At 40.2% G+C, this 22215-nt stretch carries 26 protein-coding genes; 23 read left to right on the top strand and 3 right to left on the bottom strand.

Annotation, left to right across the window (positions count from 1 at the left end; all coding sequences use genetic code 11):
* The 5 genes from J3U69_RS09015 to galT all read left to right on the top strand — a co-directional run bounded on the left by J3U69_RS09015 (position 1) and on the right by galT (position 4729).
* Positions 1 to 183 (top strand): DUF308 domain-containing protein, encoded by a 183-nt coding sequence (locus J3U69_RS09015; protein WP_103752432.1) that lies wholly within the window; start codon positions 1 to 3, stop codon positions 181 to 183.
* A 1-nt stretch (position 184) separates the two neighbouring features.
* Positions 185 to 859, top strand: coding sequence for a 2,3-bisphosphoglycerate-dependent phosphoglycerate mutase (locus tag J3U69_RS09010; protein ID WP_267413781.1), 675 nt, complete (start codon positions 185 to 187; stop codon positions 857 to 859).
* A gap of 105 nt (positions 860 to 964) precedes the next feature.
* Entirely contained in the window at positions 965 to 1900 is a 936-nt protein-coding gene (locus J3U69_RS09005; protein ID WP_220220012.1) for an AAA family ATPase, read from the top strand.
* A gap of 172 nt (positions 1901 to 2072) precedes the next feature.
* A complete protein-coding gene (locus tag J3U69_RS09000) occupies positions 2073 to 3242 on the top strand; it encodes a galactokinase (protein WP_267413779.1) in 1170 nt (389 codons plus the stop codon).
* A gap of 8 nt (positions 3243 to 3250) precedes the next feature.
* Positions 3251 to 4729 (top strand): UDP-glucose--hexose-1-phosphate uridylyltransferase, encoded by a 1479-nt coding sequence (gene galT, locus J3U69_RS08995; protein ID WP_267413777.1) that lies wholly within the window; start codon positions 3251 to 3253, stop codon positions 4727 to 4729.
* A 68-nt stretch (positions 4730 to 4797) separates the two neighbouring features.
* On the opposite strand, the gene pepC is transcribed toward galT, so the two are convergent.
* Positions 4798 to 6144 (bottom strand): C1 family peptidase, encoded by a 1347-nt coding sequence (gene pepC, locus J3U69_RS08990; protein WP_220234723.1) that lies wholly within the window; start codon positions 6142 to 6144, stop codon positions 4798 to 4800.
* Positions 6145 to 6263: 119 nt separating this feature from the next.
* Positions 6264 to 6566, bottom strand: coding sequence for a hypothetical protein (locus tag J3U69_RS08985; RefSeq protein WP_103752438.1), 303 nt, complete (start codon positions 6564 to 6566; stop codon positions 6264 to 6266).
* Between the two features lie 250 nt (positions 6567 to 6816).
* Between J3U69_RS08985 and J3U69_RS08980 the strand changes: the two genes are divergently transcribed.
* From J3U69_RS08980 to gltX, 3 genes are all read left to right on the top strand, one after another.
* The gene (locus J3U69_RS08980; protein WP_220220007.1) at positions 6817 to 7365 is read left to right on the top strand and encodes a dUTP diphosphatase; all 549 of its coding nucleotides are present in this window, start codon (positions 6817 to 6819) and stop codon (positions 7363 to 7365) included.
* Positions 7365 to 8741: a DNA repair protein RadA gene (gene radA, locus J3U69_RS08975; RefSeq protein WP_103752440.1), complete on the top strand. Its 1377-nt coding sequence runs from the start codon at positions 7365 to 7367 to the stop codon at positions 8739 to 8741. Before J3U69_RS08980 ends, radA begins: the two co-directional genes overlap by 1 nt.
* 75 nt (positions 8742 to 8816) lie before the next feature.
* On the top strand, positions 8817 to 10316 hold the full coding sequence (gene gltX, locus J3U69_RS08970) for a glutamate--tRNA ligase (protein WP_267413773.1): 1500 nt from the start codon (positions 8817 to 8819) through the stop codon (positions 10314 to 10316).
* Positions 10317 to 10394: 78 nt separating this feature from the next.
* On the opposite strand, the gene J3U69_RS08965 is transcribed toward gltX, so the two are convergent.
* Positions 10395 to 11225 carry an SDR family oxidoreductase gene (locus tag J3U69_RS08965; RefSeq protein WP_267413771.1) on the bottom strand — a complete coding sequence of 277 codons (831 nt, stop codon included), beginning with the start codon at positions 11223 to 11225 and terminating at the stop codon, positions 10395 to 10397.
* Between the two features lie 336 nt (positions 11226 to 11561).
* Here J3U69_RS08965 and cysS point away from each other — a divergent pair, with 336 nt between their 5' ends.
* The 15 genes from cysS (at position 11562) to pstB (J3U69_RS08890) (ending at position 22208) form a co-directional block, all read left to right on the top strand.
* Positions 11562 to 12986 (top strand): cysteine--tRNA ligase, encoded by a 1425-nt coding sequence (gene cysS / locus J3U69_RS08960; protein WP_267413769.1) that lies wholly within the window; start codon positions 11562 to 11564, stop codon positions 12984 to 12986.
* Entirely contained in the window at positions 12979 to 13422 is a 444-nt protein-coding gene (locus J3U69_RS08955) for a Mini-ribonuclease 3 (protein WP_267413767.1), read from the top strand. Before cysS ends, J3U69_RS08955 begins: the two co-directional genes overlap by 8 nt.
* Positions 13409 to 14164 (top strand): 23S rRNA (guanosine(2251)-2'-O)-methyltransferase RlmB, encoded by a 756-nt coding sequence (gene rlmB / locus J3U69_RS08950; RefSeq protein WP_220232189.1) that lies wholly within the window; start codon positions 13409 to 13411, stop codon positions 14162 to 14164. Before J3U69_RS08955 ends, rlmB begins: the two co-directional genes overlap by 14 nt.
* Before the next feature lie 221 nt (positions 14165 to 14385).
* Positions 14386 to 14940 carry an RNA polymerase sigma factor gene (locus tag J3U69_RS08945; RefSeq protein WP_103752446.1) on the top strand — a complete coding sequence of 185 codons (555 nt, stop codon included), beginning with the start codon at positions 14386 to 14388 and terminating at the stop codon, positions 14938 to 14940.
* Between the two features lie 72 nt (positions 14941 to 15012).
* Positions 15013 to 15228 carry a hypothetical protein gene (locus tag J3U69_RS08940; RefSeq protein ID WP_103752447.1) on the top strand — a complete coding sequence of 72 codons (216 nt, stop codon included), beginning with the start codon at positions 15013 to 15015 and terminating at the stop codon, positions 15226 to 15228.
* Between the two features lie 208 nt (positions 15229 to 15436).
* The gene (gene rpmG, locus J3U69_RS08935) at positions 15437 to 15586 is read left to right on the top strand and encodes a 50S ribosomal protein L33 (RefSeq protein WP_103752448.1); all 150 of its coding nucleotides are present in this window, start codon (positions 15437 to 15439) and stop codon (positions 15584 to 15586) included.
* Between the two features lie 6 nt (positions 15587 to 15592).
* Positions 15593 to 15763, top strand: a complete 171-nt coding sequence (secE, locus tag J3U69_RS08930) for a preprotein translocase subunit SecE (protein WP_103752449.1) — start codon at positions 15593 to 15595, stop codon at positions 15761 to 15763.
* Between the two features lie 101 nt (positions 15764 to 15864).
* Positions 15865 to 16413 (top strand): transcription termination/antitermination protein NusG, encoded by a 549-nt coding sequence (gene nusG / locus J3U69_RS08925; RefSeq protein WP_103752450.1) that lies wholly within the window; start codon positions 15865 to 15867, stop codon positions 16411 to 16413.
* A gap of 126 nt (positions 16414 to 16539) precedes the next feature.
* Positions 16540 to 16965 carry a 50S ribosomal protein L11 gene (gene rplK, locus J3U69_RS08920; protein ID WP_034980336.1) on the top strand — a complete coding sequence of 142 codons (426 nt, stop codon included), beginning with the start codon at positions 16540 to 16542 and terminating at the stop codon, positions 16963 to 16965.
* A 71-nt stretch (positions 16966 to 17036) separates the two neighbouring features.
* The gene (gene rplA, locus J3U69_RS08915) at positions 17037 to 17729 is read left to right on the top strand and encodes a 50S ribosomal protein L1 (RefSeq protein ID WP_103752451.1); all 693 of its coding nucleotides are present in this window, start codon (positions 17037 to 17039) and stop codon (positions 17727 to 17729) included.
* Between the two features lie 137 nt (positions 17730 to 17866).
* On the top strand, positions 17867 to 18733 hold the full coding sequence (locus J3U69_RS08910; RefSeq protein WP_103752452.1) for a phosphate ABC transporter substrate-binding protein: 867 nt from the start codon (positions 17867 to 17869) through the stop codon (positions 18731 to 18733).
* A 1-nt stretch (position 18734) separates the two neighbouring features.
* A complete protein-coding gene (gene pstC / locus J3U69_RS08905) occupies positions 18735 to 19727 on the top strand; it encodes a phosphate ABC transporter permease subunit PstC (protein WP_103752453.1) in 993 nt (330 codons plus the stop codon).
* Positions 19728 to 19734: 7 nt separating this feature from the next.
* A complete protein-coding gene (gene pstA / locus J3U69_RS08900) occupies positions 19735 to 20628 on the top strand; it encodes a phosphate ABC transporter permease PstA (protein WP_103752454.1) in 894 nt (297 codons plus the stop codon).
* An 11-nt stretch (positions 20629 to 20639) separates the two neighbouring features.
* A complete protein-coding gene (gene pstB, locus J3U69_RS08895; RefSeq protein WP_103752455.1) occupies positions 20640 to 21440 on the top strand; it encodes a phosphate ABC transporter ATP-binding protein PstB in 801 nt (266 codons plus the stop codon).
* Positions 21441 to 21452: 12 nt separating this feature from the next.
* On the top strand, positions 21453 to 22208 hold the full coding sequence (gene pstB, locus J3U69_RS08890) for a phosphate ABC transporter ATP-binding protein PstB (protein ID WP_267413765.1): 756 nt from the start codon (positions 21453 to 21455) through the stop codon (positions 22206 to 22208).
* Positions 22209 to 22215: the final 7 nt, after the last annotated feature.

Raw genomic sequence — 22215 nt, 5'->3', positions numbered from 1 at the left:
ATGAAGTTTGAAGTGAGTTTATTTACCGCGATTATTGTTTTAATCGTTGGGTTATATGATATGGCTTATGCCTTTAATCGCCGGTATAAAAATAATGGCCGTAGTTTTGGCCCCTTTATGATTTTAGGCATTATCTTTACGGTTTTTGGTATTTTTTTATTAATTAGACATTGGATGGGCTAAAATGGTCAAATTGGTGCTTCTTAGACACGGTGAAAGTACCGCTAATTTTGCTAATGTTTATACGGGCTGGAATGATGTTGCATTAACTGCCAAGGGGCGGATTCAGGCTCAGACGGCGGGAGAATTGCTTAAGCAGGTTCCCGACTTTTACCCCACCCACATTCACACCTCGGTTTTGCAACGGGCAATTATTACCGCTAATATTGTGGCGGAAACTTGTCATTTTTTATATTTGCCAATTACCAAGACTTGGCGGTTAAACGAACGGCATTATGGTAAATTGCGGGGGATCAATAAAGATCTTTCCCGGGCAATCTTTGGCGAAGAACAAGTGCGAAGATGGCGCCGCGGGTTTTATGAAGTTCCGCCAGCAGGTGATGAGGTAACAGCGGCTTGCTATGATCAATGTGATCGGAAACGGTTGCCGCGGGCTGAGAGCCTTTACCAGACGCAAAAGCGGTTGCTGCCTTATTATCATGATCAAGTTGCAAGCCGGTTGTTAAAGGGTGAGGATCAATTAATTGTTGCTCACGGATCAAGCTTGCGGGCATTAATTAAAAAACTTGAGTATATTGACAATCATGACATTCTTAAGCTTGAAGTACCTAATGCACAGCCAATTATTTACACCTTTGATGAGCATTTACAAATCACGAAAAAAGAAATTTTGCGCTAAAATTTCCACGCATTTTTAGTTAGATGTGAGGAATCTTCTAGATGTATGTTAAAATTTATTACGATACTAAATAGAGTTTTTACATTCTTAGTTTGGAGAATAGGTATGCGTAAAATATTTTTATTACGAGGCGCACCCGGCTCCGGAAAATCTTCATTTATTGCTCGTCATCACTTGCAGCCCTATGCGATTAGTCGTGATCAAATAAGGCTATTATTGGCGAATTTAACTTACTATTATGAAGAAGATACCGATTGCTTACATCAAGTAATTCCGCGATATGCAAATGAACAAACGGAAAAAGTGGTGGACTACCTCGTAGAAGAGAAGATGAAACGTGGCGAAACAGTAATTGTCGATAGTACCCACATCGTTGAAGAAAGCATTGAGCATTATAAGCCGTGGGTTGAGTGCTATCGCTATGAATTGTTTATCGTTGATTTGATGTATCATAAGAACTTGCGCAATTTGTTGAACCGCAATGAAATTCGCAGGCAATATGATTGGGTTAAGCCTGAAGTGGTCAGGCAAATGTATATTAATTATCAGGAAAATTTGGCGGTTCCGGAATGGGCACACGTTATTAGTCCTAACCAATTGGGGAAAGCATTATCACAGCGTGAAAGTAATTTAGATCATTTTGCTCACGTTGTTGCAGTTCCTGACCAGGTAGCGGAAGAAGATTTTCCGCATGTTCACATTTCAAATTTTTATTTTTCGTTTAATGACCGTTTTACTGAAATGTATGGTACATACCGAAATGTGGTTACAATTGGTAAGACAAAAGAAGAAATTATTAATGACTTTCGGTTACCGTATTTTGTTTTTAAATTTCATCACAAGCATTTCTTAATTTCTGCTTGTCCAATCAGGAACGAAATGCTTGATCCAATAAAAAAGGTAAAGGGTGTGTGGACATATTCGACCGGCTTAGTGAATCTGGCCGATTTTATGGAAATATTTCCGCAAAGTAAACCGCAGCATGTTCACCAGTTTAATTTAACCAAACTGCAGCCCGACCGGCTGTTACATATTTGGTAAAAACAAAAGAAACGATTTTGCAACTTACAGCAAAGTCGTTTTTTATTTGGTATTTGAGTGGTGAATAAATGAAAATGTTGTGCTAATTAATTCACTTGTTGAGCTCAACGGAAAACCGTATAATTAGAATGTAAAAATGATAACGCTTTATTATTTGGCGAAGGCGGGAGCAATGAAAATTGAAGAATTAAAACAAGATTTTGCCAATATTTATCATGACCAACCCTCAGGCTGTTATTTTTCTCCTGGGCGCATTAATTTGATTGGCGAGCATACTGATTACAATGGCGGTCATGTTTTTCCGTGTGCGATTTCGTTAGGCATCTATGGCGCAGTTAGTCCGCGAACAGATCAACAGTTTAACTTTTATTCGGCTAATTTTGCTAAAACTGGTATTGTAACGGTCGATTTGGCACAGCTAAAATACGTCAAAAAGGATTCCTGGGTTAATTATGCCAAGGGGATGCTGCATTATTTGCTTAAAAGTGGTGCACACTTTGATCACGGATTAAACATTTACATTAGTGGCAACATTCCTGATGGAGCCGGTCTTTCTTCGTCGGCAGCGCTGGAAATGTTAATTGGTCTCATAATGAAGGATCAGTTTAATTTAACCATTGACCGTTTAGAGCTAGTCAAGCTTGGCGTAAAAACCGAAAATAATTTTATCGGGGTTAATTCAGGTATCATGGATCAGTTTGCCGTTGCAATGGGGCAGCGTGATCAGGCTATCTTGCTTGATACTGGTAAATTGCATTATAAAATGGTGCCCTTAAAGTTAAATAACAATCTAATTGTTATCATGAATACTAACAAGAAGCGGGAATTGTCGGATTCCAAATATAATGAGCGGCGTAAGGAAAGTGAAGAAGGATTAAAAATACTTCAAACAGAACTTAATATCAGAGCCTTGGGGGAACTTACCGGTCATTTACTTGATGAATACGGCTACTTGCTACCTAATGAAATGCTGTTAAAGCGGTGCCGACATGCTGTATGGGAAAATCAGCGGACACTGGCAGCAGAAAAGGCTTTACAAAAAGGCAATTTAGCTCAATTCGGCCGGTTAATGAATGCTTCGCATCTTTCACTCGAATATGATTACGAAGTTACTGGCAAGGAACTGGATACACTGGTTCACACTGCTTGGAAGCAGCCTGGCGTGTTAGGTGCGCGAATGACGGGAGCCGGCTTTGGTGGTTGTGCGATTGCACTCGTAGCTAAGGAACAAGTGACAGCCTTTCAGGAAAATGTGGCAGCGGTCTACCAGCACCAAATTGGTTATGCACCATCATTTTATTTAGCTGCCACCTCTGATGGCACCAAGATTTTACATGAATAGGATAAAAAATGGCTGAACAAAAGCTAGTTGAAGCATTTATTACGCAGGTAATTGCCAATAGCGATTATACTGACTTAGATCGAATATATTTACGGAATCAAATTTTAAGTATTGTGGGCGATTCTGCTGTCAGCGCGGTAACTAGCAAAAGTGACTTGCTTGATTTAAAAGATGAATTAGTTCAAATTGCACAGGCAAATGGTAAATGTAAAGGGGATAGCGCTGAACGGGCAATTATTGGCGCCGATCTAATGGCTTTGCTTACACCACGACCTAGCGTCGTTAATAAGCGTTTCTGGCAGACTTACCAAAAATCTGCCAGTAAAGCCATTAACAATTTTTACGAACTGAGCAAACGCTGCGACTATATTAAGACGCGAGCAATTGCTAAAAATAGCTATTTTGTTACGCCTAGTAAGTATGGCAAGTTAGAGATTACCATTAATTTGGCCAAGCCTGAAAAGGATCCGAAGAAGATTGCGCAAGCAGCCAAAACACAATCAACTGGGTACCCGTTATGTCAATTATGTCTGGAAAATGAGGGTTATGAGGGCCGTGCGGATTATCCGGCGCGCAGAAATCACCGCGTTATTCGCTTTAAGCTTAATGGTGAATTATGGGGCTTCCAGTATTCACCGTATGCGTATTTTAACGAACACTGTATTTTTCTTTCAGCCAAACATGAACCGATGACAATTGCGCGATCAACTTTTAATAACTTATTGACAATTGTTGATCAGTTTCCCGGATATTTCGTGGGGAGCAATGCCGATTTGCCGATTGTGGGCGGTTCAATATTGTCACATGAGCATTACCAAGGCGGCAAGCACCGTTTTCCTATGGATGAGGCTCCAATTACAACTAAGCTGCAGTTTGCTGGCTTTCCCACCGTCAAAGCTGGACTAGTTAAGTGGCCCATGTCGGTGATTCGATTGCGCGGCATAGACAAGGAAGCACTGGTTTCTTTAGCTGCCAAAATTCTTACTGCTTGGCGAACATATTCGGATGAAACGGTTAATGTGCGTGCCGTCAGTGCCGGCGAAAAGCACCACACCATTACGCCGATAGCGCGTAAAGAGGGCAGTGATTATGTCCTTGACCTCGTTTTACGTGATAACCAAACTTCAGCTGCCTTTCCGGCTGGGATTTTTCACCCGCATCCCGATGTGCAGCACATCAAAAAAGAAAATATTGGTTTAATTGAAGTATTAGGACTAGCGATTTTGCCACCGCGCCTAGTACCAGAGATGAACGAGGTTAAGAAATATCTTTTAGGGCAGCCTAATGCTATTAAGCAGATTCACCTGCAGTGGGCACAAGAAATTAAAGAACGGCAGCGAATTCAGGCTGCTAACGTAAACCAGATATTGCAAGATGAATTAGGTCAAGTTTTTGCTCGCGTTTTAGAAGATGCAGGTGTTTTTAAGCAAACACCTGCTGGGCAGGCCGCATTCATGCGTTTTGTTAATGAGGTTGGCTTAGCATGAATTAAGCTTTTACGGTAAATAAAAAATGCGTTACTAATTGCAGTAACGCATTTTTTTAACCATTTATTTTACTTAAAAGCTAAAGCACCCATTGGGTCCCAAGGAAGAAGTTGAATTGGGTTCTTAGCACCGTCGTCAAATTCTTTCTTCATGTCATCTGGCAAGAATTTCTTGTTGATAACAGCTTGGTAAACGAAGGAGTCAAACCATGAGTCGCTCATAACGAAGTAACCCTTAAATCCTGGCTTTTCACCCCATGAATTTTCGATTTTCCACTTAGTTGGCTTGTCGTCAACCAAGTCGACACCTGTGATGACCATGGCATGATCCATCATGCTTTCAGTAGAATCAAGTCTTTCGGCCTTAGTCATTGAGAAATCAACGTCGAATAATTCATCGCGCTTGTAAATGTTAGTGTCGAGTAAACCGAGTTGTCTTTCGGAATCCTTACCAACATTTGAACCAAACCAAACAACTTCACCAGCTTTTAATTGCTTGATGATTAGGTCTTTCATTTCGTTAATGGTTAAGTTAAGGTGACGAACTTGTCTGCCGCCAACAACATTGCCCAGGTATTCAACAGAAAAGACCTTGTGGTATGGCTTATCGTCTGTAGGTGAGTTGATAATTGAAACGTGGTCTTCCAGGTTCATGCCAACGTATTTATCAAAGAATTCTTTTGGTGTAATTCCAGCTTCACGGTGGTAGTTGCCATCGTCATCTTTGTATTCAAAGTCAAATTTCTTTGGTGGAACGCCAAGTGAAATTGCTAAGATCCGGAAAACATCGTTTAAGAATTCGTTCTTGCGTGCTTCAACTTCATCTTCGGACTTGCCACTGTTAACTAAATCGCGCAGTTCTAACCCATCTTTACGCAATAAAGTGTTTAAAGTGTCATTCAAAGCGCTAGAATTTGTTGCGTTAGCAGTTTCTGGATAAACTGATTTTGGCACAATTCCATATTTTTCAATTAAACCGCATAGCATGTCCCATTGACCACCATCTTGTTGTGGGGTAGTGAACAAAAAGCTAACTTTACGGTCACCAAGTGGCTTATCAGCTGAAGCAATCACATTTTCAAAGAACCAGTTGGATTTTTCGAATTTATCCCAGAAGTTGGTGTAGTTCTGCGATAATTCAAAGTCCTTAACTTTATATTCCTTTTGTAATGGGTGGCGCATGGTGTTCAAGGCAGAGAACATCCAGCAACGACCGGATTGCTTTTGATCAGCTGGCTTACCAGTTTCAATTTCTACTGAAAAAGTTGGGTTTAAATCAATCTTTGATTGCAGGTTTTGACTTGCCTTGTAGATGCCGTTTTCTTGAGCAGCATGACTGGCAATATTAAAACTAGGATGCTTAGCCAAATCAGCGGTGTAATTGGCAATAGCGTCATTGGTAATTTCTTTAGTCATTATATATTCCTCCTTAAGTTAATAACTACCATTTTAGCTTAACTCAGTAGAGTAGTCTAATTAAGATTAGTAAAAAGTGCACAGTTTTGGCTTGTTCAACTTAATTTTTCTTGCATTAATTAGTTAGCACAAGGTCGGTGATACCAAATTTGGTCAAATGCGGGATGCTCAGCAAAATATGCGATGATTAAAGGATCAAGTGGCCAGATTTTTAAGTTGGATTCTTGGGCAACAAGCATTGCGATGCGCATTTCTTGATCTAAGACTTCAGCTTTATTTGCACTAGGATTGATAAAAAAGTGGTTCATTAACCAAACTTTGCCATCTTTGCGCTTGATTTTGTCCATCGTCCAGCGACATACCATAACGCCGTTATCATCATCGGTTTGAAAGAATTGGTGCGGGTTATTAACATTAAACATAAATTTTCCTTTTAAAAAACAACCATATTTTTTTTGCGTATCTTATTATAGAATATCTGCATTAAAAAAAAGCAAAAAGTTTAGGTGGTCAGCCTCAACTAGGTAGGTAAAGAGTAACTAACGGATTATTTAAAATAGCTAGGTACCACTTTTTAAAAAATAAGTTAATAAATTCTTTGAACTTACGCAAATTAAGGATAAATCATTGCGATTAAGGTAAAATAGTTCTTGTTGATTTAAAGGAGATAAAATGACTAAATTACGTGGCTTTGAAGTTGTATCTAAGTATCAAGATCAAAATATTATTTTGCCTAGGCGGCAGACAATTGCGAGCGCTGGGTATGATTTTGCGGCGGCTAAAGATATGGTGATTCCCAGCATTTGGCGACTGAATTTTGTGCGGATTTTTCGTTTAATTAGAAACGGGCACCAATTATATGAACCAGATTATGAAATGGCGGAGCAGGTTTTAAAACCATTTCTTATTCCGACTGGGGTCAAAGCTTACATGCCAGAAGATGAATTTTTGCTGCTGGCAAACCGCTCATCGAATACTTTTAAGCGTAGCTTGAGTTTGCCTAATGGCATTGGTGTAATTGATTCTGATTATTATAATAATGAAGCTAACGAGGGCGAAATTTTTGCACAGCTCATTAATTATGGGGTTAGGCCGATTAAGATTCATAAAGGCGACCGGATTGCCCAAGGGATTTTTATGAAATACCAAAAAGCTGATGATGACCTTCCAGTTAGCCGGATTAGAGCAAACGGATTTGGTTCAACAAACAAGGAGGACTAATGGCGAAGATTAAAACTAAGTACAAATGTCATTCCTGTGGTTATATTTCTGCCAGTTATTTGGGCCGCTGTCCTAATTGCGGTGCTTGGAATCAGTTTGAAAAAGAGACTGAAACAGTCCAAGCTCGTTCCACTAAGGGCAGTCCGAGCCGGTTAATTAAGAAAACTGGGATTAATGAACCAGTTAAGATTACCGCTGTTAAGGCTGAAAAAGAAGAGCGGATCAAAACGAGCATGGGTGAGTTAAACCGTGTTTTAGGCGGTGGAATAGTACCAGGCTCATTGGTCTTAATTGGTGGAGATCCCGGAATCGGGAAATCAACTTTAATGTTACAGATCATGAGTGAATTGTCCGCAACCTACCGGGTTTTATACGTATCCGGTGAGGAATCTGCTAATCAAATCAAATTGCGCGCGGACCGGTTGGGTCTTAGTGGTAATGAAATGATGCTTTATCCAGAAACTGATATGGAGGATATTAGGCAACAGATTGACACCATTAAACCCGATTTTGTCGTAATCGACTCGATTCAAACGATGAATGAACCTAGTCTTGATTCAATGACCGGTTCGGCCTCGCAGGTACGTGAAGTCACCAGTGAATTAATGAAAATAGCGAAAATGGATGCGATTACGGTTTTTGTGATCGGGCACGTTACCAAAGAAGGTGCCATTGCGGGTCCCAAGATTCTTGAGCATATGGTTGACACAGTTCTGTATTTTGAAGGCGATGAGCATCACGCGTACCGAATTCTCCATTCGGTTAAAAATCGTTTTGGTGCTGCCAATGAAATCGGGATGTTTGAAATGGTCAATAAGGGGCTGCAAGAAGTAACCAACCCGTCAGCAATCTTTCTTGATGAGCGCTTGCCAAATTCAACAGGTTCGGCCATTGTCGTATCACTAGAAGGTACTCGCCCAATATTAGCTGAAATTCAGGCACTGGTTACACCAACAGCCTTTGGTTATGCGAAAAGAACAACTTCTGGAATTGACTTTAACCGCGCTGGCTTATTATTAGCGGTGCTAGAAAAAAGGGGCAATTTAATGCTCCAAAACCAGGATGTCTACTTAACAGCTACTGGTGGTATTCGGTTAAATGAACCGGCTGTCGACTTAGCAGTAGTAATGGCAATTGCTTCCAGCTATAAAAATGAAGAAATTTTACCGACAGATTGTTTTGTTGGTGAAGTTGGTTTAACCGGTGAGGTGCGTCGGGTCAATCAAATCGATGCCCGCATTAAAGAAGCCGCTAAAACAGGTTTTAAGCGCATTTTTATTCCTAAACACAACATGCGGGCTAGCCTGCAGAACCTTGGCATTGAAGTGATACCAGTGGCTAGCATCCCGCAGGCATTGAAATTGGTTTTAGGATAAGCAACCATTGAACTTTTATGGTTCAACCGTTAAACTTAGTTTATTGAGATTTACTTTTTGAAAGAGGCATGAATTTTGGCAAAACAAAAAATTCGGGTAAGATATGCCCCAAGTCCAACGGGACATTTGCATATCGGTAACGCGCGTACTGCATTATTTAATTATCTATTTGCGCGCCATAATAAAGGTACTTTTGTATTAAGAATTGAAGATACCGACCAAAAGCGGAACGTTGAAGGTGGCTCTGAGTCTCAGATGGATAATCTTCGCTGGCTTGGAATTGATTGGGATGAAGGTCCTGATAAGGGCGGTGACTTTGGTCCTTACCGGCAATCAGAACGTAAAGATATTTACAATAAGTACATCAAGCAATTAATTGATGAAGGTAAAGCTTATTATTCATATAAAACTGAAGAAGAGCTTGAAGAGCAACGTGAAGAGCAGCGCGCAATGGGGATTGCACCGCACTACACCTATGAATATGAGGGCCTGACAGCTGACGAAATTGCGCAAAAGCAAGAAGAAGCTAAGGCCAAGGGCTTGAAGCCAGTTGTTCGGATTCACATTCCTGAAATGGAAACTTATTCCTGGGAAGATATTGTTAAGGGCCATCTGAGTTTTGAATCAGACACGATCGGTGGCGATTTTGTTATTCAAAAACGTGATGGTATGCCAACTTATAACTTTGCAGTTGTTATTGACGATCACTTGATGGAAATTACTCACGTGCTGCGTGGGGATGACCATGTTTCCAACACGCCAAAGCAATTAGCAGTTTATGAAGCGCTTGGCTGGGAACCACCAAAATTTGGTCACATGACATTGATTATCAATTCTGAAACTGGTAAGAAGCTTTCCAAGCGTGACGAATCAGTTTTGCAATTTATTGAGCAATACCGTGATATGGGCTATTTGCCAGATGCCATGTTTAACTTTATTACTCTTCTTGGTTGGTCACCTGTGGGCGAAAATGAGATTTTCACTCAACGTGAATTGATTAAACAATTTGACCCAGCACGGTTATCAAATTCTCCTGCTGCTTTTGACCAAAAGAAGCTTGAGTGGATCAATAACCAATACATTAAGAAGGCCGATCGTGACACCTTGCTTGATTTGGCTTTGAATAACTTACAAGAAGCTGGGCTAGTGGAACAAGATCCAAATCCAGAAAAGATGGAATGGGTTCGGCAACTGGTAAATATTTACTCAGTGCAAATGTCATACACTAAGCAAATTGTGGATTTGGCCGAAATTTTCTTTGATGCACCGAAGAACTTGAGTGAAGAAGAAATCGATGAAATTCGCAAAGACGAAGCTAGACCTGTAATCGAAGAATTTAAGAAGCAAGTTGATCTGATTCCACGGTTTACTTCTCCCCAAATCATGAATGCTGTTCAAGCAACACGTCAAGAAACGGGCATTAAGGGTAGAAGACTGTTTATGCCAATCAGAATTGCAACCACTAGATCAATGGTTGGCCCTGGCATTGGTGAAGCAATGGAACTTTTAGGTAAGCAAAGAGTGATGCAGCACTTGGACTTAACCTTGAAGCAAATGAGCGAAAACGGCTTATAATAGAAATAAAAAGCACATCATCTCGAAACGAGGTGGTGTGCTTTTGCGTTTTAGCGGTAATTTGGTTTTCGACTGGAATTAATTGTCAGCTTGCTGGCCATAAAAGTAATTTGCCGTAGCTCCGCCATCAATTAGAAAAGTTGAGCCGGTAATAAATGCACCTTGCTGTGTCATTAACAACTCCGCTACATTCGCTACTTCATCTGCAGTTCCTGGACGTCCAGCAGGGGACTGGGCAAACATTTTTCGGTAAAAGTCGCCCCTGATGCCGTTAAATTCATCTAGAGCAAGAGGTGTTACGATGATTCCGGGAGCAATTGCATTCAGTCGAGCCCCTCTTTTAGCCCAGTTAATTGCTTCTGCCATCACTCTTTTTTCATTACACCTTTTTGCTAACTGGTATGCTTGGAGCGTATCGGCGATGTTTTCTGGTTGCAGGATTGGCAATTGCAATAATTTACAGGTTGGAGTGGTAGCGAGTTGACGATCTTGCTCAGTTGTTAAGGCGTGAAGACGGTGACCAGATTGACTAGAAATAGTAATCCCAACGCCGCCTTTCGCAATAACTTTGCCTACTTCCTCAAGTAGGACCGCTGTGCCGTACAAGTCAACTTTTAAAATATCTTCGGTCTTGGCCTGACTTGGTGATAATCCGGCACCATTAACTAAAGCTTTTATTTCACCAAAGGTCGTAGCAAATTTAATGGTTTCTTTGATTGAATCTCGTGATGCTAAATCCATTTCGCTTGCTTTAGCATTAAAGCCGGCTTCTGTTAAAGTCTGTTCGAACTTTTGGGCATGTTCTAAGTTCTTGTCACCAACAATAATTTGGTAATCAGCCCCTAATCTTCGTGCAATCGCAAGACTGATTTGCCCTGCACCAACAACTAGCATTACTTGTTTTTCCATCTTGGCTCCTTCAAATATTCACTGCGTAGCATGTGAAGTGCTACTGTTAGTTTAAGATCTTTAATAATTTGATTATTTTTTATTTTATGACTTATACCATACTCGAAGGCAAGAACCATTTGTCTAATTTAGCAAAAAATAGGTTGGTAAAAGGAGGAGGGCCATCATCAAATTTGTGTGCAGTGCGCCACTTTATGGTTACTACGTGTTTTTTGAAGGTAAAAAAGCTAAGCTGGCCAGGCACAATCCGCTATTTTCTCATAGTCCATGCTAGAATATGCGCCACTTTCTGTTAAAATGAAGATAAATGTTTTTTAGAAAGGCAAGCTGGCCATCGTGAAAATTTATAATACTCTGACCAAAACAAAAGAAGAATTTCAGCCGATTCGCCCTAGACAAATTACGATGTATGTCTGTGGCCCCACTGTCTACAACTACATTCATATTGGGAACGCCCGTAGTGCCATTGCATTTGACACTATCAGACGCTATTTTGAATATCGGGGTTATCACGTTAACTTTGTTTCTAACTTTACCGATGTGGACGACAAGATGATTAATGAAGCACGGCGCGAAAAGACCACGGTGCCTGAATTAGCAGAGCGGTACATTAAAGCCTATCAAGAAGATACTGCAGCCTTAAATATTGAGCCAGCAACCAAAAATCCGCGTGCCACTCATGAAATAACGGCAATTATCAATTTTATTAAGCAACTGATTGCTCAAGGCTATGCTTATGAGGCCGACGGGGATGTTTATTATCATGCTAAAAAATTTGCGCATTATGGCGAATTAAGCAGTCAGAACATCGCTGAACTGGAAGAGGGTGCCTCCGAGCACATCAACGAAGAGGAACAAAAAAGAAAGCAGGATCCAATCGATTTTGCATTATGGAAAAAGCAGAAGCAGCCAGATGAAATTGCGTGGAATTCGCCTTGGGGCAAAGGCCGCCCTGGTTGGCACATTGAGTGTTCCGTGATGGCTACAAAGTACTTAGGCGAGACAATCGATATTCATGGCGGTGGGCAAGATTTAGAATTTCCGCACCATGAAAATGAAATCGCACAAAGTGAAGCCGCAACTGGCAAAAAATTTGTTCATTATTGGATGCATAATGGGTTTGTAACTGTTGGCGCAGAAGCAGAAAAAATGTCGAAATCGCTGCATAATTTTGTGACGGTGCATGATTTGCTGAAAACAGTTGACCCGCAAGTTCTGCGCTTCTTGATGGCTAGCGTGCAATATCGCCGCCAAATCAATTATTCCAAGGAAAACCTGCAGCAAGCAGAAATTATTTTGCAACGCTTCAAAAACACACTGAATAACTTGGAATATCGACTTAGCGATCAGACGAGCAGTGTTCAGGCAGCTGCTTTAGAAGAAGCAATTAAGAAAACGAAAACGGCATTCATCACGGCTATGGATGACGATTTTAACGTGCAAAATGCGCTAGCTGCAATTTATGATTTATTGCCAGTTGTTAATGCTAATATTGCTGCAGAAAATGCTGATAAAGAGGCTTTAAAAGAAGTAAAACAATTGCTGCATGATTGGCTGGCGGTTTTTGGTATTGAAACGACGCAGTTAACCGCAACAACTGCTGCTGAAGACGAAGATGAGATTACCGCGTTGATTAAAGAACGCGAACAAGCGCGGAAAAATAAGGATTGGGCTAAAAGCGACCAGCTGCGCGCGCAATTAAAAGAAATGGGAATTACAGTGGAGGACACCCCACAAGGAACAAGGTGGATACGTGAATAAAGTAAAGAAGTTAGTCGAAAGTACTGTGAATCCGGATACGTTAAATGGCCAAACACTGGCTTATTTAGGGGATGCAGTTTATGAAATTGCAATCCGCCAGCACCTAATTAAAGGTGGAATTGTTAAACCGCAGGTTTTACAACGGCAGGCAACTCATTATGTTTCTGCGAAAGCTCAGGCGGCATTAATTACAAAACTGCAAGATGAAAATTTACTTAGTAGCGATGAAATTGCAACGTTTAAGCGAGGACGCAATTCGAAAACGTATACTAAAGCCAAAAATACTAGTTTAGCTACATACCAATTGTCCACTGGTTTTGAAGCTGTTTGGGGCTACTTGGAATTATTGAATAAAACGGACCGCATTGCCGAATTAAATGCATGGTGCATTAAGACAGTAGAGGAAGGTGGCATTGATCAATATGACTTCAAATGATAAAGATTTTGTTTTTGGTAAGCATGCAGGGCTTGATTTTCTCAAAACGCAAGACGCTGACCGCATTAATAAGGTGTTTTTACAGCAGGGAGTCCAGGAAAGTTTTGCTAATGAAGTATTTGGGTTAGCGAAAAAGAAGGGCATTATTGTTCAAACAGTCCCTAAAAACAAACTTGATCGGTTGGTTCAAGGTGGCAATCACCAAGGTTTGGTTCTAACTGTTGCTAGCTTTGAATACGCCGCTTTAGATGATTTGCTTGCTCAATTTGATCGTGACGAAAAAGAGCCATTTCTGTTAATGCTCGATTCAATTGAAGATCCGCATAACTTGGGCTCAATTTTACGGACAGCCGACGCTACCGGAGTTGACGCTATCATTATTCCTAAACGGCATGCGACTGGGTTAACTTCGGTTGTAGCCAAGACTTCAACTGGGGCAATTGATCACGTGCCAGTTGCTCGCGTTAATAACCTAGTTCAGACAAGTCAAATGCTAAAAAAACGTGGTTACTGGCTTTTTGGAACAGATATGAAGGGAACGGATTATCGTCGGTGGGACAGTAACGGTAAGACCGTGCTTGTCATCGGAAACGAGGGTAAAGGAATTTCGCGTCTGCTTAAAGAACAGATGGATCAAATGTTAACTTTGCCAATGGTTGGTCACGTCCAATCGCTCAATGCCAGTGTCGCAACCGGTGTGCTGCTCTACCAGATGCTCAATAGTCGTAATCCACTTAATTAATTAAAAAGCATTCTACTGAGATAGTAGAATTTTTTTTTGTTTATTTTTACTTAGCAAATGACAGAATGATTTTTTTGCAATGCGCCTTTTCGACATTTCAACTTGCTCGTGCCAAATAAACATAGGTTCTGTCAAGTTTATGACCATTTTTTTCTATTCTTGAACTTGGGCATAACTAAATGCTCTGAAAATAGAATCAAAATGAAGGTTGAGCAAGTAAAATGAGACAGGAAGCAATTTTAATTAGAAAAATCAAAGCGGGAGACCAAGATGCATTACCAGAACTCTACAATTTATATCGCCCATTAATAAACCATGTTAAGCAGCAATATTATGTTCGTTATTATGATGAGCAGGATTGGAACCAGGAAGCCTTGATTGTGTGTCACGAAGCAGCACTAAAATATCAAGAAGGAAAAGGGACATTCGGCAGTTATTATAAAGTTCGTCTGCTTAACCGTGTTCGCTCTGTCTTACGTTATCACATGGCATATCGTAGACGAGCTTCGACACAAGCAATTTCACTGGAAACGGCAATTACCAATGGGCTGAAGCCTGTTCGCCGTCCAGCAGTTTTAGTTTCTTGTGTGCCATTATCTGAAAGCGTAGAGGAAGCCATTAGTAATCTCTCGTTGTTAGAAATATGGACTTTATTAATTATTCTTGGCGTATATCGGCAAGAAGAGGTAATCAACTATCTAAAAGTAAGTCAACTTACCTTAGTTCGGGCGCGTTCGCGCTTGGTTAGAAAAATGCGCGCAAGCCTATTAAAATAATATTTTAATAGCTATGGCTTTGGAAATAGGATATAATCTTTAATGTAGAATAATTTTAGGAGGTAGATTAAGATGGCAGAAGAAATAAAGACTGCATTGTTAGATCGTCACATGAAAGAAGTTTTTGACTGGAGTGATTCAGATATTCCAGTTAGAGATGCCCTTTGGGACTACTTCATGGAAAAGAATGGTAGAGATACCATGAAGACGGAAGAAGAAATGCTTCCGTTTCTCGATTATTCTGACGATAAAATCGAATCCTTCGTAAATGAAAATCTTAAGAAGTAAATCCGACTATACAATGTTCTACGCCCAGTGGTCACGCTTTGTTTGACCACTTAAAAGCAGTTGTCCGATGATGGGCAACTGTTTTTGTTTAATTGCATTAAAAGCAGATATCTTGACTAAATGGCTAGTTAATTATTTAATTTTAATTTGTACTTAATTGCGTACATTATCTTTTTTTGTTAAAATACAATAGTTTGGAAGTGAGATTATGGCAGTGAAAAAAGCATCATTAGCCTGCAGCATTTGCGGCTCGCGTAACTACTCAATCACCGCAAGCAAGAATCGCACCCAGCGGCTTGAATTAAAGAAATTCTGTAAGCATTGCGGTAAAATGACGGTGCATAAGGAAACGAGGTAAAGATTAATGATTAAGTTTTTTAAGAGTGTAGGACATGAAATGCGGTTAGTCACTTGGCCAAGTGCTAAGCAAAACCGTCATGATACAGGCATTGTAATTACTACCTCTGTCTTATTCGCTTTATTCCTTGGATTACTGGACTACTTGTTCAGTATTTTGACGCAGATGTTTATGTAAATAGCAATGATTTTCTATTCGTGATATAATGAAATTAATTAAGAAGAACCTCTTACTTGGAGGTTTTTTTGTTTGCCAAATTTAAAAGGAGAATTTATGTAATGGTTGAAACAACTAAAAAGCAATGGTTTGTACTTCACACTTATTCAGGCTATGAAGACAAGGTTAAATCTGACCTCTTATCTCGTGCTCAAAGCATGGGAATGCAAGATTACATTTTTCGGGTAATGGTTCCAGAACAAGAGAAAATCGAGAAAGTTAACGACAAGAAAAAAGAAGTCGAAGAAAAAATCTTTCCTGGTTACGTTTTAGTTGAAATGGTCATGACCGATGAAAGCTGGTTTGTTGTTCGTAATACACCTAATGTAACTGGCTTTGTTGGTTCACATGGTGGTGGCTCCAAGCCTTCGCCTCTACTAGATGAAGAAGTTAACCGCTTATTGCGTCAACAAGGTGAGCCAGCTAAACGGCCACAAATTGACTATGAAGTTGGTGAAACCGTGACAATTATTGACGGCGCCTTTAATGGTGTTGAAGGTAAGATCACGGAAATTCAACCAGATAAGTATAAGTTGTTTGTTTCTGTTGATATGTTTGGCCGGGCAACCACTACAGAACTTGATTACGATCAAGTAAAGAAAATTAGCTAAAATTTCGTCGGATATTGCAAATCTAATTAATCGATGGTACCATATTAAGGTACTTTTATTATTGTGGGAGGAAAAGTAGGTAACTTTTCCATTCTAACCACGCACGGAATCAAGGAGGTTTTGACCGTGGCAAAAAAAGTTATTAACGTTGTCAAATTACAAATACCAGCTGGTGCTGCAACACCCGCACCTCCAGTTGGTCCTGCTTTGGGTCAAGCAGGTATTAACATTGTTGGTTTTACTAAGGACTTCAATGCTAGAACTGCTGACCAAAAAGGCATGATTATTCCTGTAGTCATTACAGTTTACGAAGATCGTTCATTCGAATTCGTTACTAAGACTCCACCAGCTCCAGTACTTCTGAAGCAAGCTGCTAAAATTGACAAGGCTTCTGGTGAACCTAATACCAAGAAAGTTGGTAAGGTAACCAAGGATCAAGTTAAGGAAATCGCTGAAACTAAGATGAAGGACCTTAACGCTGCTGATGTCGAAGCTGCTATGCGGATGATCGAAGGTACTGCTAGAAGCATGGGTATCGAAGTCGAAGACTAATCCTGTTATTTATAACAATTTAGGTGGGAGAGCCATTGGCTCGCTTGACCACATATTAAGGAGGAAATCACATGCCAAAGCATGGTAAAAAATATGTAGAAGCTGCTAAAAAAGTAGATTCAAAGAAATTATATTCAGTTGCTGAAGCAATGAAGCTTGTTAAAGAAACTTCATATGCTGGCTTTGACGCATCAGTTGAAGTTTCTTACAACTTGAGCGTTGATCCTAAGCAAGCTGACCAACAAATCCGTGGCTCAATTGTTTTGCCAAACGGTACTGGTAAGACCCAAAAGGTTATTGTCTTTGCTGAAGGTGCACAAGCTGAAGAAGCTAAGGCTGCCGGTGCTGACGAAGTTGGTTCAGACGAATTAGTTGAAAAAGTTCAAAATGGTTACTTAGACTTTGACGTTGTTGTTGCAACACCAACAATGATGGCTAAAGTTGGTCGTTTGGGTCGTGTATTAGGACCTAAAGGTTTGATGCCAAACCCTAAGACCGGTACTGTTACAATGGACATTGAAAAGGCCGTTAAGAATGTTAAGGCTGGTCAGGTTGAATACCGTGTTGATCGTCAAGCTGCTATTCATGCTGCTATCGGTAAGGTTTCATTTACTGATGAACAATTAATTGAAAACTTTGATGCACTTCGTGACGTTATTTTACGTGCACGTCCATCAGCAGCTAAGGGTCAATACATTAAGAGTGTTGCAGTTGCTGCAACCTTTGGCCCAGGGATCAAGCTTGATCCATTAAACTTGGACTAATAAATAACAATTAAAGAGCAACTCTGCCGTTTAGGCGAGTTGCTTTTTTTATCGACTTTTTGATGTTTATTATTTATCAATTGCAAAAGATTTGTTAAACTAAAGCATAATCCAATTGTCTAATTGAGGGAATTATCATGCGTAAAAATAATGTGGGCAAATTGCTGGCAATCCTTTTGTTTGTGCCGCTTTTTTTAGTTGGTTGCAGTCAAAACCGCCAAAAAATCACAATCGTAGGCTCAAGTGCTTTACAGCCGTTAATTGAGCAAGCTGGCAATGACTATCATTTAGCCCATCTTGACAGTAATATTGTTGTCCAAGGTGGTGGCTCTGGTACTGGACTTAGTCAAGTACAAGCGGGGGCCGTCCAGGTTGGTACGTCGGATGTTTTTGCTGAAACGCAAAAGGGAATCGACGAAAAGAAACTGAAGGACTATCAAGTTGCAATCGTTGGGATTGTACCTATTGCTAATAAGGGTGTAGGGGTTAAAAATTTAACTAACCAGCAATTAGCAGATATCTTTACCGGTAAGATTAAAAACTGGCGCCAGGTTGGCGGTAAAAATCTGCCAATAATTGTCATCAACCGTTCTCGTGGTAGTGGTACTAGAACTACCTTTGAAGACTTGATTTTAAAGGGCAAGGATGCCATTAATTCACAAGAACAGGATTCTAACGGTACGGTTAAGAAAATCGTCAATTCGACGCCGGGAACCATCTCTTATATTTCCTTCCCGTATGCTAATGATGAAAACATTCAAAAAATTAGCATTAACCATGTACAGCCAGTTAATAAGAACATTCCTACTAACAAATGGCCATTATGGTCGTATGAGCATATGTACACTAAAGGAGAGCCTAACAAAGCAACGGCTGCCTTTATTAAATATGTATTGAGCAAAAAGGTCCAAAAAGATTTGGTTCCAAAGATTGGCTATCTTAGTATTCATGAAATGAAAGTTTATCGTGATAGTCAAAATAAAATTACGAAATTAGGTAATTAATATGGCTAAAAAAGAACAAGATTTGCAAGAGGTTGTTGAACAAGCGATTGCTCAGCAAAAAGTTCCTCATGTTAAGATTAAGGGCATTAATCCCCGTAATATCGATATTGCGCGTTTGACTAAGCCATCCAAAGAAACTAGGCAGGAGCGCTGGGGCAAAGGCTTGACCGCTTTGGCAATCGTCTTAATCGGAGTCTTGATTGTGGCAATTATCGGCTTTGTTGGAATGCATGGTCTTGCCACTTTCTTTACAGATAAAGTAAATATCTTCCACTTTTTATTTTCTTCGGATTGGAATCCTAGTGCCGGTCCTGAGCACGTGGGTGCGGCAGCAATGATTGTTACTTCATTTGCAGTAACTTTACTGGCAGCAATAATTGCGACGCCTTTTGCAATTGCCGTTGCTTTATTTATGACAGAATATGAATCTGGTAAAAAGGCTAACTTTCTTCAGTCCGTAATGGAATTACTAGTTGGAATTCCATCAGTTGTTTATGGTTTTTTGGGATTAACCGTGGTCGTACCAGCTATTCGGACAATTTTTGGTGGAACTGGATTTGGTATTTTAACGGCAACATTAATCTTATTCGTAATGGTTTTACCAACGATTACGTCATTAACTGTTGATGCCTTTAAGGCAGTGCCAAAAGAATTGCGCAAATCATCCGCTGCACTTGGTGCAACCCAATGGCAAACCATTTTTCATGTTGTTTTAAGGGCTGCTCGCGCACGAATTATGACAGCGATTATTTTTGGAATGGCACGGGCCTTTGGTGAAGCTTTAGCAGTTCAAATGGCAATCGGAAATGCCGTATTAATGCCATATAACCTAGTGAGTCCAGCTGCCACTTTAACCAGTCAGCTGACTAGTCAAATGGGTAATACCGTTATGGGCACTTTACCTAATAATGCTTTGTGGTCACTGGCATTGCTGCTTTTGATTATGTCGTTAGTGTTCAACTTTTTAGTACACTTAATTGGAAAGAAGAGTTAGTGGCATTATGAATTCAAAAAGAAATGATCGGATTGCTACTTGTGTAATTTACTTTTTAGTAGGCATCGTAATCTTACTTTTGGCCGGTATTATCGGAAATATTTTAATTTCTGGTGTTCCGCACCTATCGTGGCACTTTTTAACTTCCGTTTCTTCATCGTTTGAAGCAGGCGGTGGGATTAGAGACCAATTATTTAATTCACTTTATTTGCTATTGCTGACGCTAATAATTTCTCTTCCCATTGCTTTGGGAGCAGCAATTTACCTGGCCGAATATGCAGCTGATAACTGGTTAACGCAACTAATCAGAACAACAATCGAAATCTTGAGCTCACTGCCTTCAATTGTTGTTGGGTTATTTGGTTATTTACTGTTTGTAGTTCAATTTGGCTTAGGCTTTTCGATTATTGCTGGTGCCTTGGCACTAACTTTTTTCAATTTACCTATTTTAACTAGCAATATTGAAGAAGCCATAAAAGGTGTGCCGCAAACGCAGCGTGAAGCTGGCTGGGCACTGGGGCTATCTAATTGGAAAACAATTCGTGGAGTTGTTCTACCTGCTGCTCTTCCAGGGATCATTACTGGTGTAATTCTTAGTGCTGGTCGTGTCTTCGGTGAAGCGGCTGCCCTAATTTATACGGCAGGTCAAAGTGGCTCAACGGTTGATTATTCTAATTGGAATATGTTCAGTCCAACCAGTTTTTTAAACGTAATGCGTCCTGCTGAAACTCTGGCTGTTCATATTTGGAAGGTTAATACGGAAGGAATTATTCCCGACGTTAATGTTGTTTCAGCCGCCACTTCAGCTTTGCTCGTAATTGTTGTAATTATTTTTAATTTTGGCGCACGGGCTCTTGGTAATTGGCTCTATAATCGGTTAACGGCCGCTAAAATTAAATAAGGGAATTTTTTATGGAAAATTGGCAAACGCAAAAGACTTACATTAAGACTTTTCCTGAAGAAGATTGTGCCGTATACACAGAGGACTTAAGTGTCTTTTATGGCGGTACAATTCAAAAGTTGTTTGATGTTAGTCTTGGATTTAAGAAAAATACCATTACTGCTTTAATTGGTGCCTCGGGCTCTGGTAAATCAACATTTTTACGTTCTCTGAACCGGATGAATGACCGGGTTGCTCGGGTAGACGGTAAGATTATGTTTCATGATCTTGATGTTAACCAGAAAAAGATTAATGTTTATGAATTACGTAAGGCAATCGGGATGGTTTTCCAAAAACCAAATCCATTCCCGAAATCAATTCGGGAGAATATTGTTTACGCTTTAAAAGCAAATGGCCAACAGGACAAGCAAAAGTTAGACCAGATAGTTGAAGAAAGCTTGCGGGCTGCTGCTTTATGGGACGAAGTTAAAGACAAATTGGATAAAAGTGCCTTAGCTTTGTCAGGTGGACAGCAGCAGCGACTTTGTATCGCACGTGCAATTGCGTTAAAACCAGAAATTTTGCTTTTAGATGAGCCAGCAAGTGCGCTTGATCCGGTCTCAACTGCTAAGCTTGAAGATACGTTAAAGCAGTTGCGGAAAAAATACACAATGGTGATGGTTACGCATAATATGCAGCAAGCTTCTAGAATTAGTGAGTATACCGCGTTTTTCCATTTGGGACATGCACTGGAATACGATACGACTACTAACATTTTCACTAATCCGCAAGGCGAGATCACTGAGAAGTATATTCAGGGTAGTTTTGGCTAAAGGAGCGGTAAAATGACAAATATCATGGAAGCCGAGAACGTTAAATTAAGTTACGGCGATTTTGAAGCATTGCACGGAATTACGCTTGCTTTTCCAACTAAGAAGCTGACGGCACTGATTGGCCCATCGGGTTGTGGTAAGTCAACTTTTTTACGGTGCTTGAACCGGATGAATGATGATATTGAAAATATTAAGATCACTGGCAAAATTTTGCTGGAAGGGCAAGATATTTATCGAACTCATTTGGATCTAGTGGCTTTAAGAAAAAAAGTAGGCATGGTTTTTCAACAACCAACACCGTTTCCGTTTTCGGTGTTTGATAATGTTGCTTATGGCTTGCGTGTCGCTGGCATCAAAGACAAAGAGCTGATTGAACAGCGAGTAGAAGAAAGCTTGAAACAAGCAGCCATTTGGGAGGAAACCAAAGACAGCTTGCAACGAAATGCTTTTGCATTTTCTGGTGGGCAGCAGCAGCGAATCTGTATTGCGCGGGCTTTAGCGGTAAGACCAGAAGTGGTTTTACTCGATGAGCCTACTTCGGCACTAGACCCAATTTCTAGCTCAGAAATTGAGGAAACCTTGATGGGGTTAAAGAAAAAATATACCTTTATCATGGTTACGCACAATTTGCAGCAAGCCAGTCGGGTATCTGATCAAGTTGCCTTTTTAATGAATGGTGAATTGATTGAATCTGGTACAACTGAGCAGATGTTCCTGGCACCAGAAAAGGAAATAACTAGTAATTATCTTAACGGCCGTTTTGGCTAATTATGGA

The sequence above is a fragment of the Lactobacillus sp. B4026 genome, from assembly GCF_026535825.1.
GTDB classification, from domain to species: domain Bacteria; phylum Bacillota; class Bacilli; order Lactobacillales; family Lactobacillaceae; genus Lactobacillus; species Lactobacillus panisapium.
The sequence above is the reverse complement of the archived record's forward strand: the minus strand, read 5'-3'. Positions and strand labels throughout refer to the sequence as shown.

Coding starts and splice junctions, on each gene's coding strand:
- J3U69_RS08910 (WP_103752452.1), top strand. CDS start 17,867: ATGCGTAAAAATAATGTGGGCAAATTGCTGGCAATCCTTTTGTTTGTG.
- J3U69_RS09015 (WP_103752432.1), top strand. CDS start 1: ATGAAGTTTGAAGTGAGTTTATTTACCGCGATTATTGTTTTAATCGTT.
- pepC (WP_220234723.1), bottom strand. CDS start 6,144: ATGACTAAAGAAATTACCAATGACGCTATTGCCAATTACACCGCTGAT.
- J3U69_RS09005 (WP_220220012.1), top strand. CDS start 965: ATGCGTAAAATATTTTTATTACGAGGCGCACCCGGCTCCGGAAAATCT.
- radA (WP_103752440.1), top strand. CDS start 7,365: ATGGCGAAGATTAAAACTAAGTACAAATGTCATTCCTGTGGTTATATT.
- J3U69_RS08940 (WP_103752447.1), top strand. CDS start 15,013: ATGGCAGAAGAAATAAAGACTGCATTGTTAGATCGTCACATGAAAGAA.
- J3U69_RS08980 (WP_220220007.1), top strand. CDS start 6,817: ATGACTAAATTACGTGGCTTTGAAGTTGTATCTAAGTATCAAGATCAA.
- pstB (WP_267413765.1), top strand. CDS start 21,453: ATGACAAATATCATGGAAGCCGAGAACGTTAAATTAAGTTACGGCGAT.
- J3U69_RS08945 (WP_103752446.1), top strand. CDS start 14,386: ATGAGACAGGAAGCAATTTTAATTAGAAAAATCAAAGCGGGAGACCAA.
- nusG (WP_103752450.1), top strand. CDS start 15,865: ATGGTTGAAACAACTAAAAAGCAATGGTTTGTACTTCACACTTATTCA.
- J3U69_RS09000 (WP_267413779.1), top strand. CDS start 2,073: ATGAAAATTGAAGAATTAAAACAAGATTTTGCCAATATTTATCATGAC.
- J3U69_RS09010 (WP_267413781.1), top strand. CDS start 185: ATGGTCAAATTGGTGCTTCTTAGACACGGTGAAAGTACCGCTAATTTT.
- pstB (WP_103752455.1), top strand. CDS start 20,640: ATGGAAAATTGGCAAACGCAAAAGACTTACATTAAGACTTTTCCTGAA.
- J3U69_RS08985 (WP_103752438.1), bottom strand. CDS start 6,566: ATGTTTAATGTTAATAACCCGCACCAATTCTTTCAAACCGATGATGAT.
- J3U69_RS08965 (WP_267413771.1), bottom strand. CDS start 11,225: ATGGAAAAACAAGTAATGCTAGTTGTTGGTGCAGGGCAAATCAGTCTT.
- secE (WP_103752449.1), top strand. CDS start 15,593: ATGATTAAGTTTTTTAAGAGTGTAGGACATGAAATGCGGTTAGTCACT.
- rpmG (WP_103752448.1), top strand. CDS start 15,437: ATGGCAGTGAAAAAAGCATCATTAGCCTGCAGCATTTGCGGCTCGCGT.
- rplA (WP_103752451.1), top strand. CDS start 17,037: ATGCCAAAGCATGGTAAAAAATATGTAGAAGCTGCTAAAAAAGTAGAT.
- galT (WP_267413777.1), top strand. CDS start 3,251: ATGGCTGAACAAAAGCTAGTTGAAGCATTTATTACGCAGGTAATTGCC.
- pstA (WP_103752454.1), top strand. CDS start 19,735: ATGAATTCAAAAAGAAATGATCGGATTGCTACTTGTGTAATTTACTTT.
- pstC (WP_103752453.1), top strand. CDS start 18,735: ATGGCTAAAAAAGAACAAGATTTGCAAGAGGTTGTTGAACAAGCGATT.
- rlmB (WP_220232189.1), top strand. CDS start 13,409: ATGACTTCAAATGATAAAGATTTTGTTTTTGGTAAGCATGCAGGGCTT.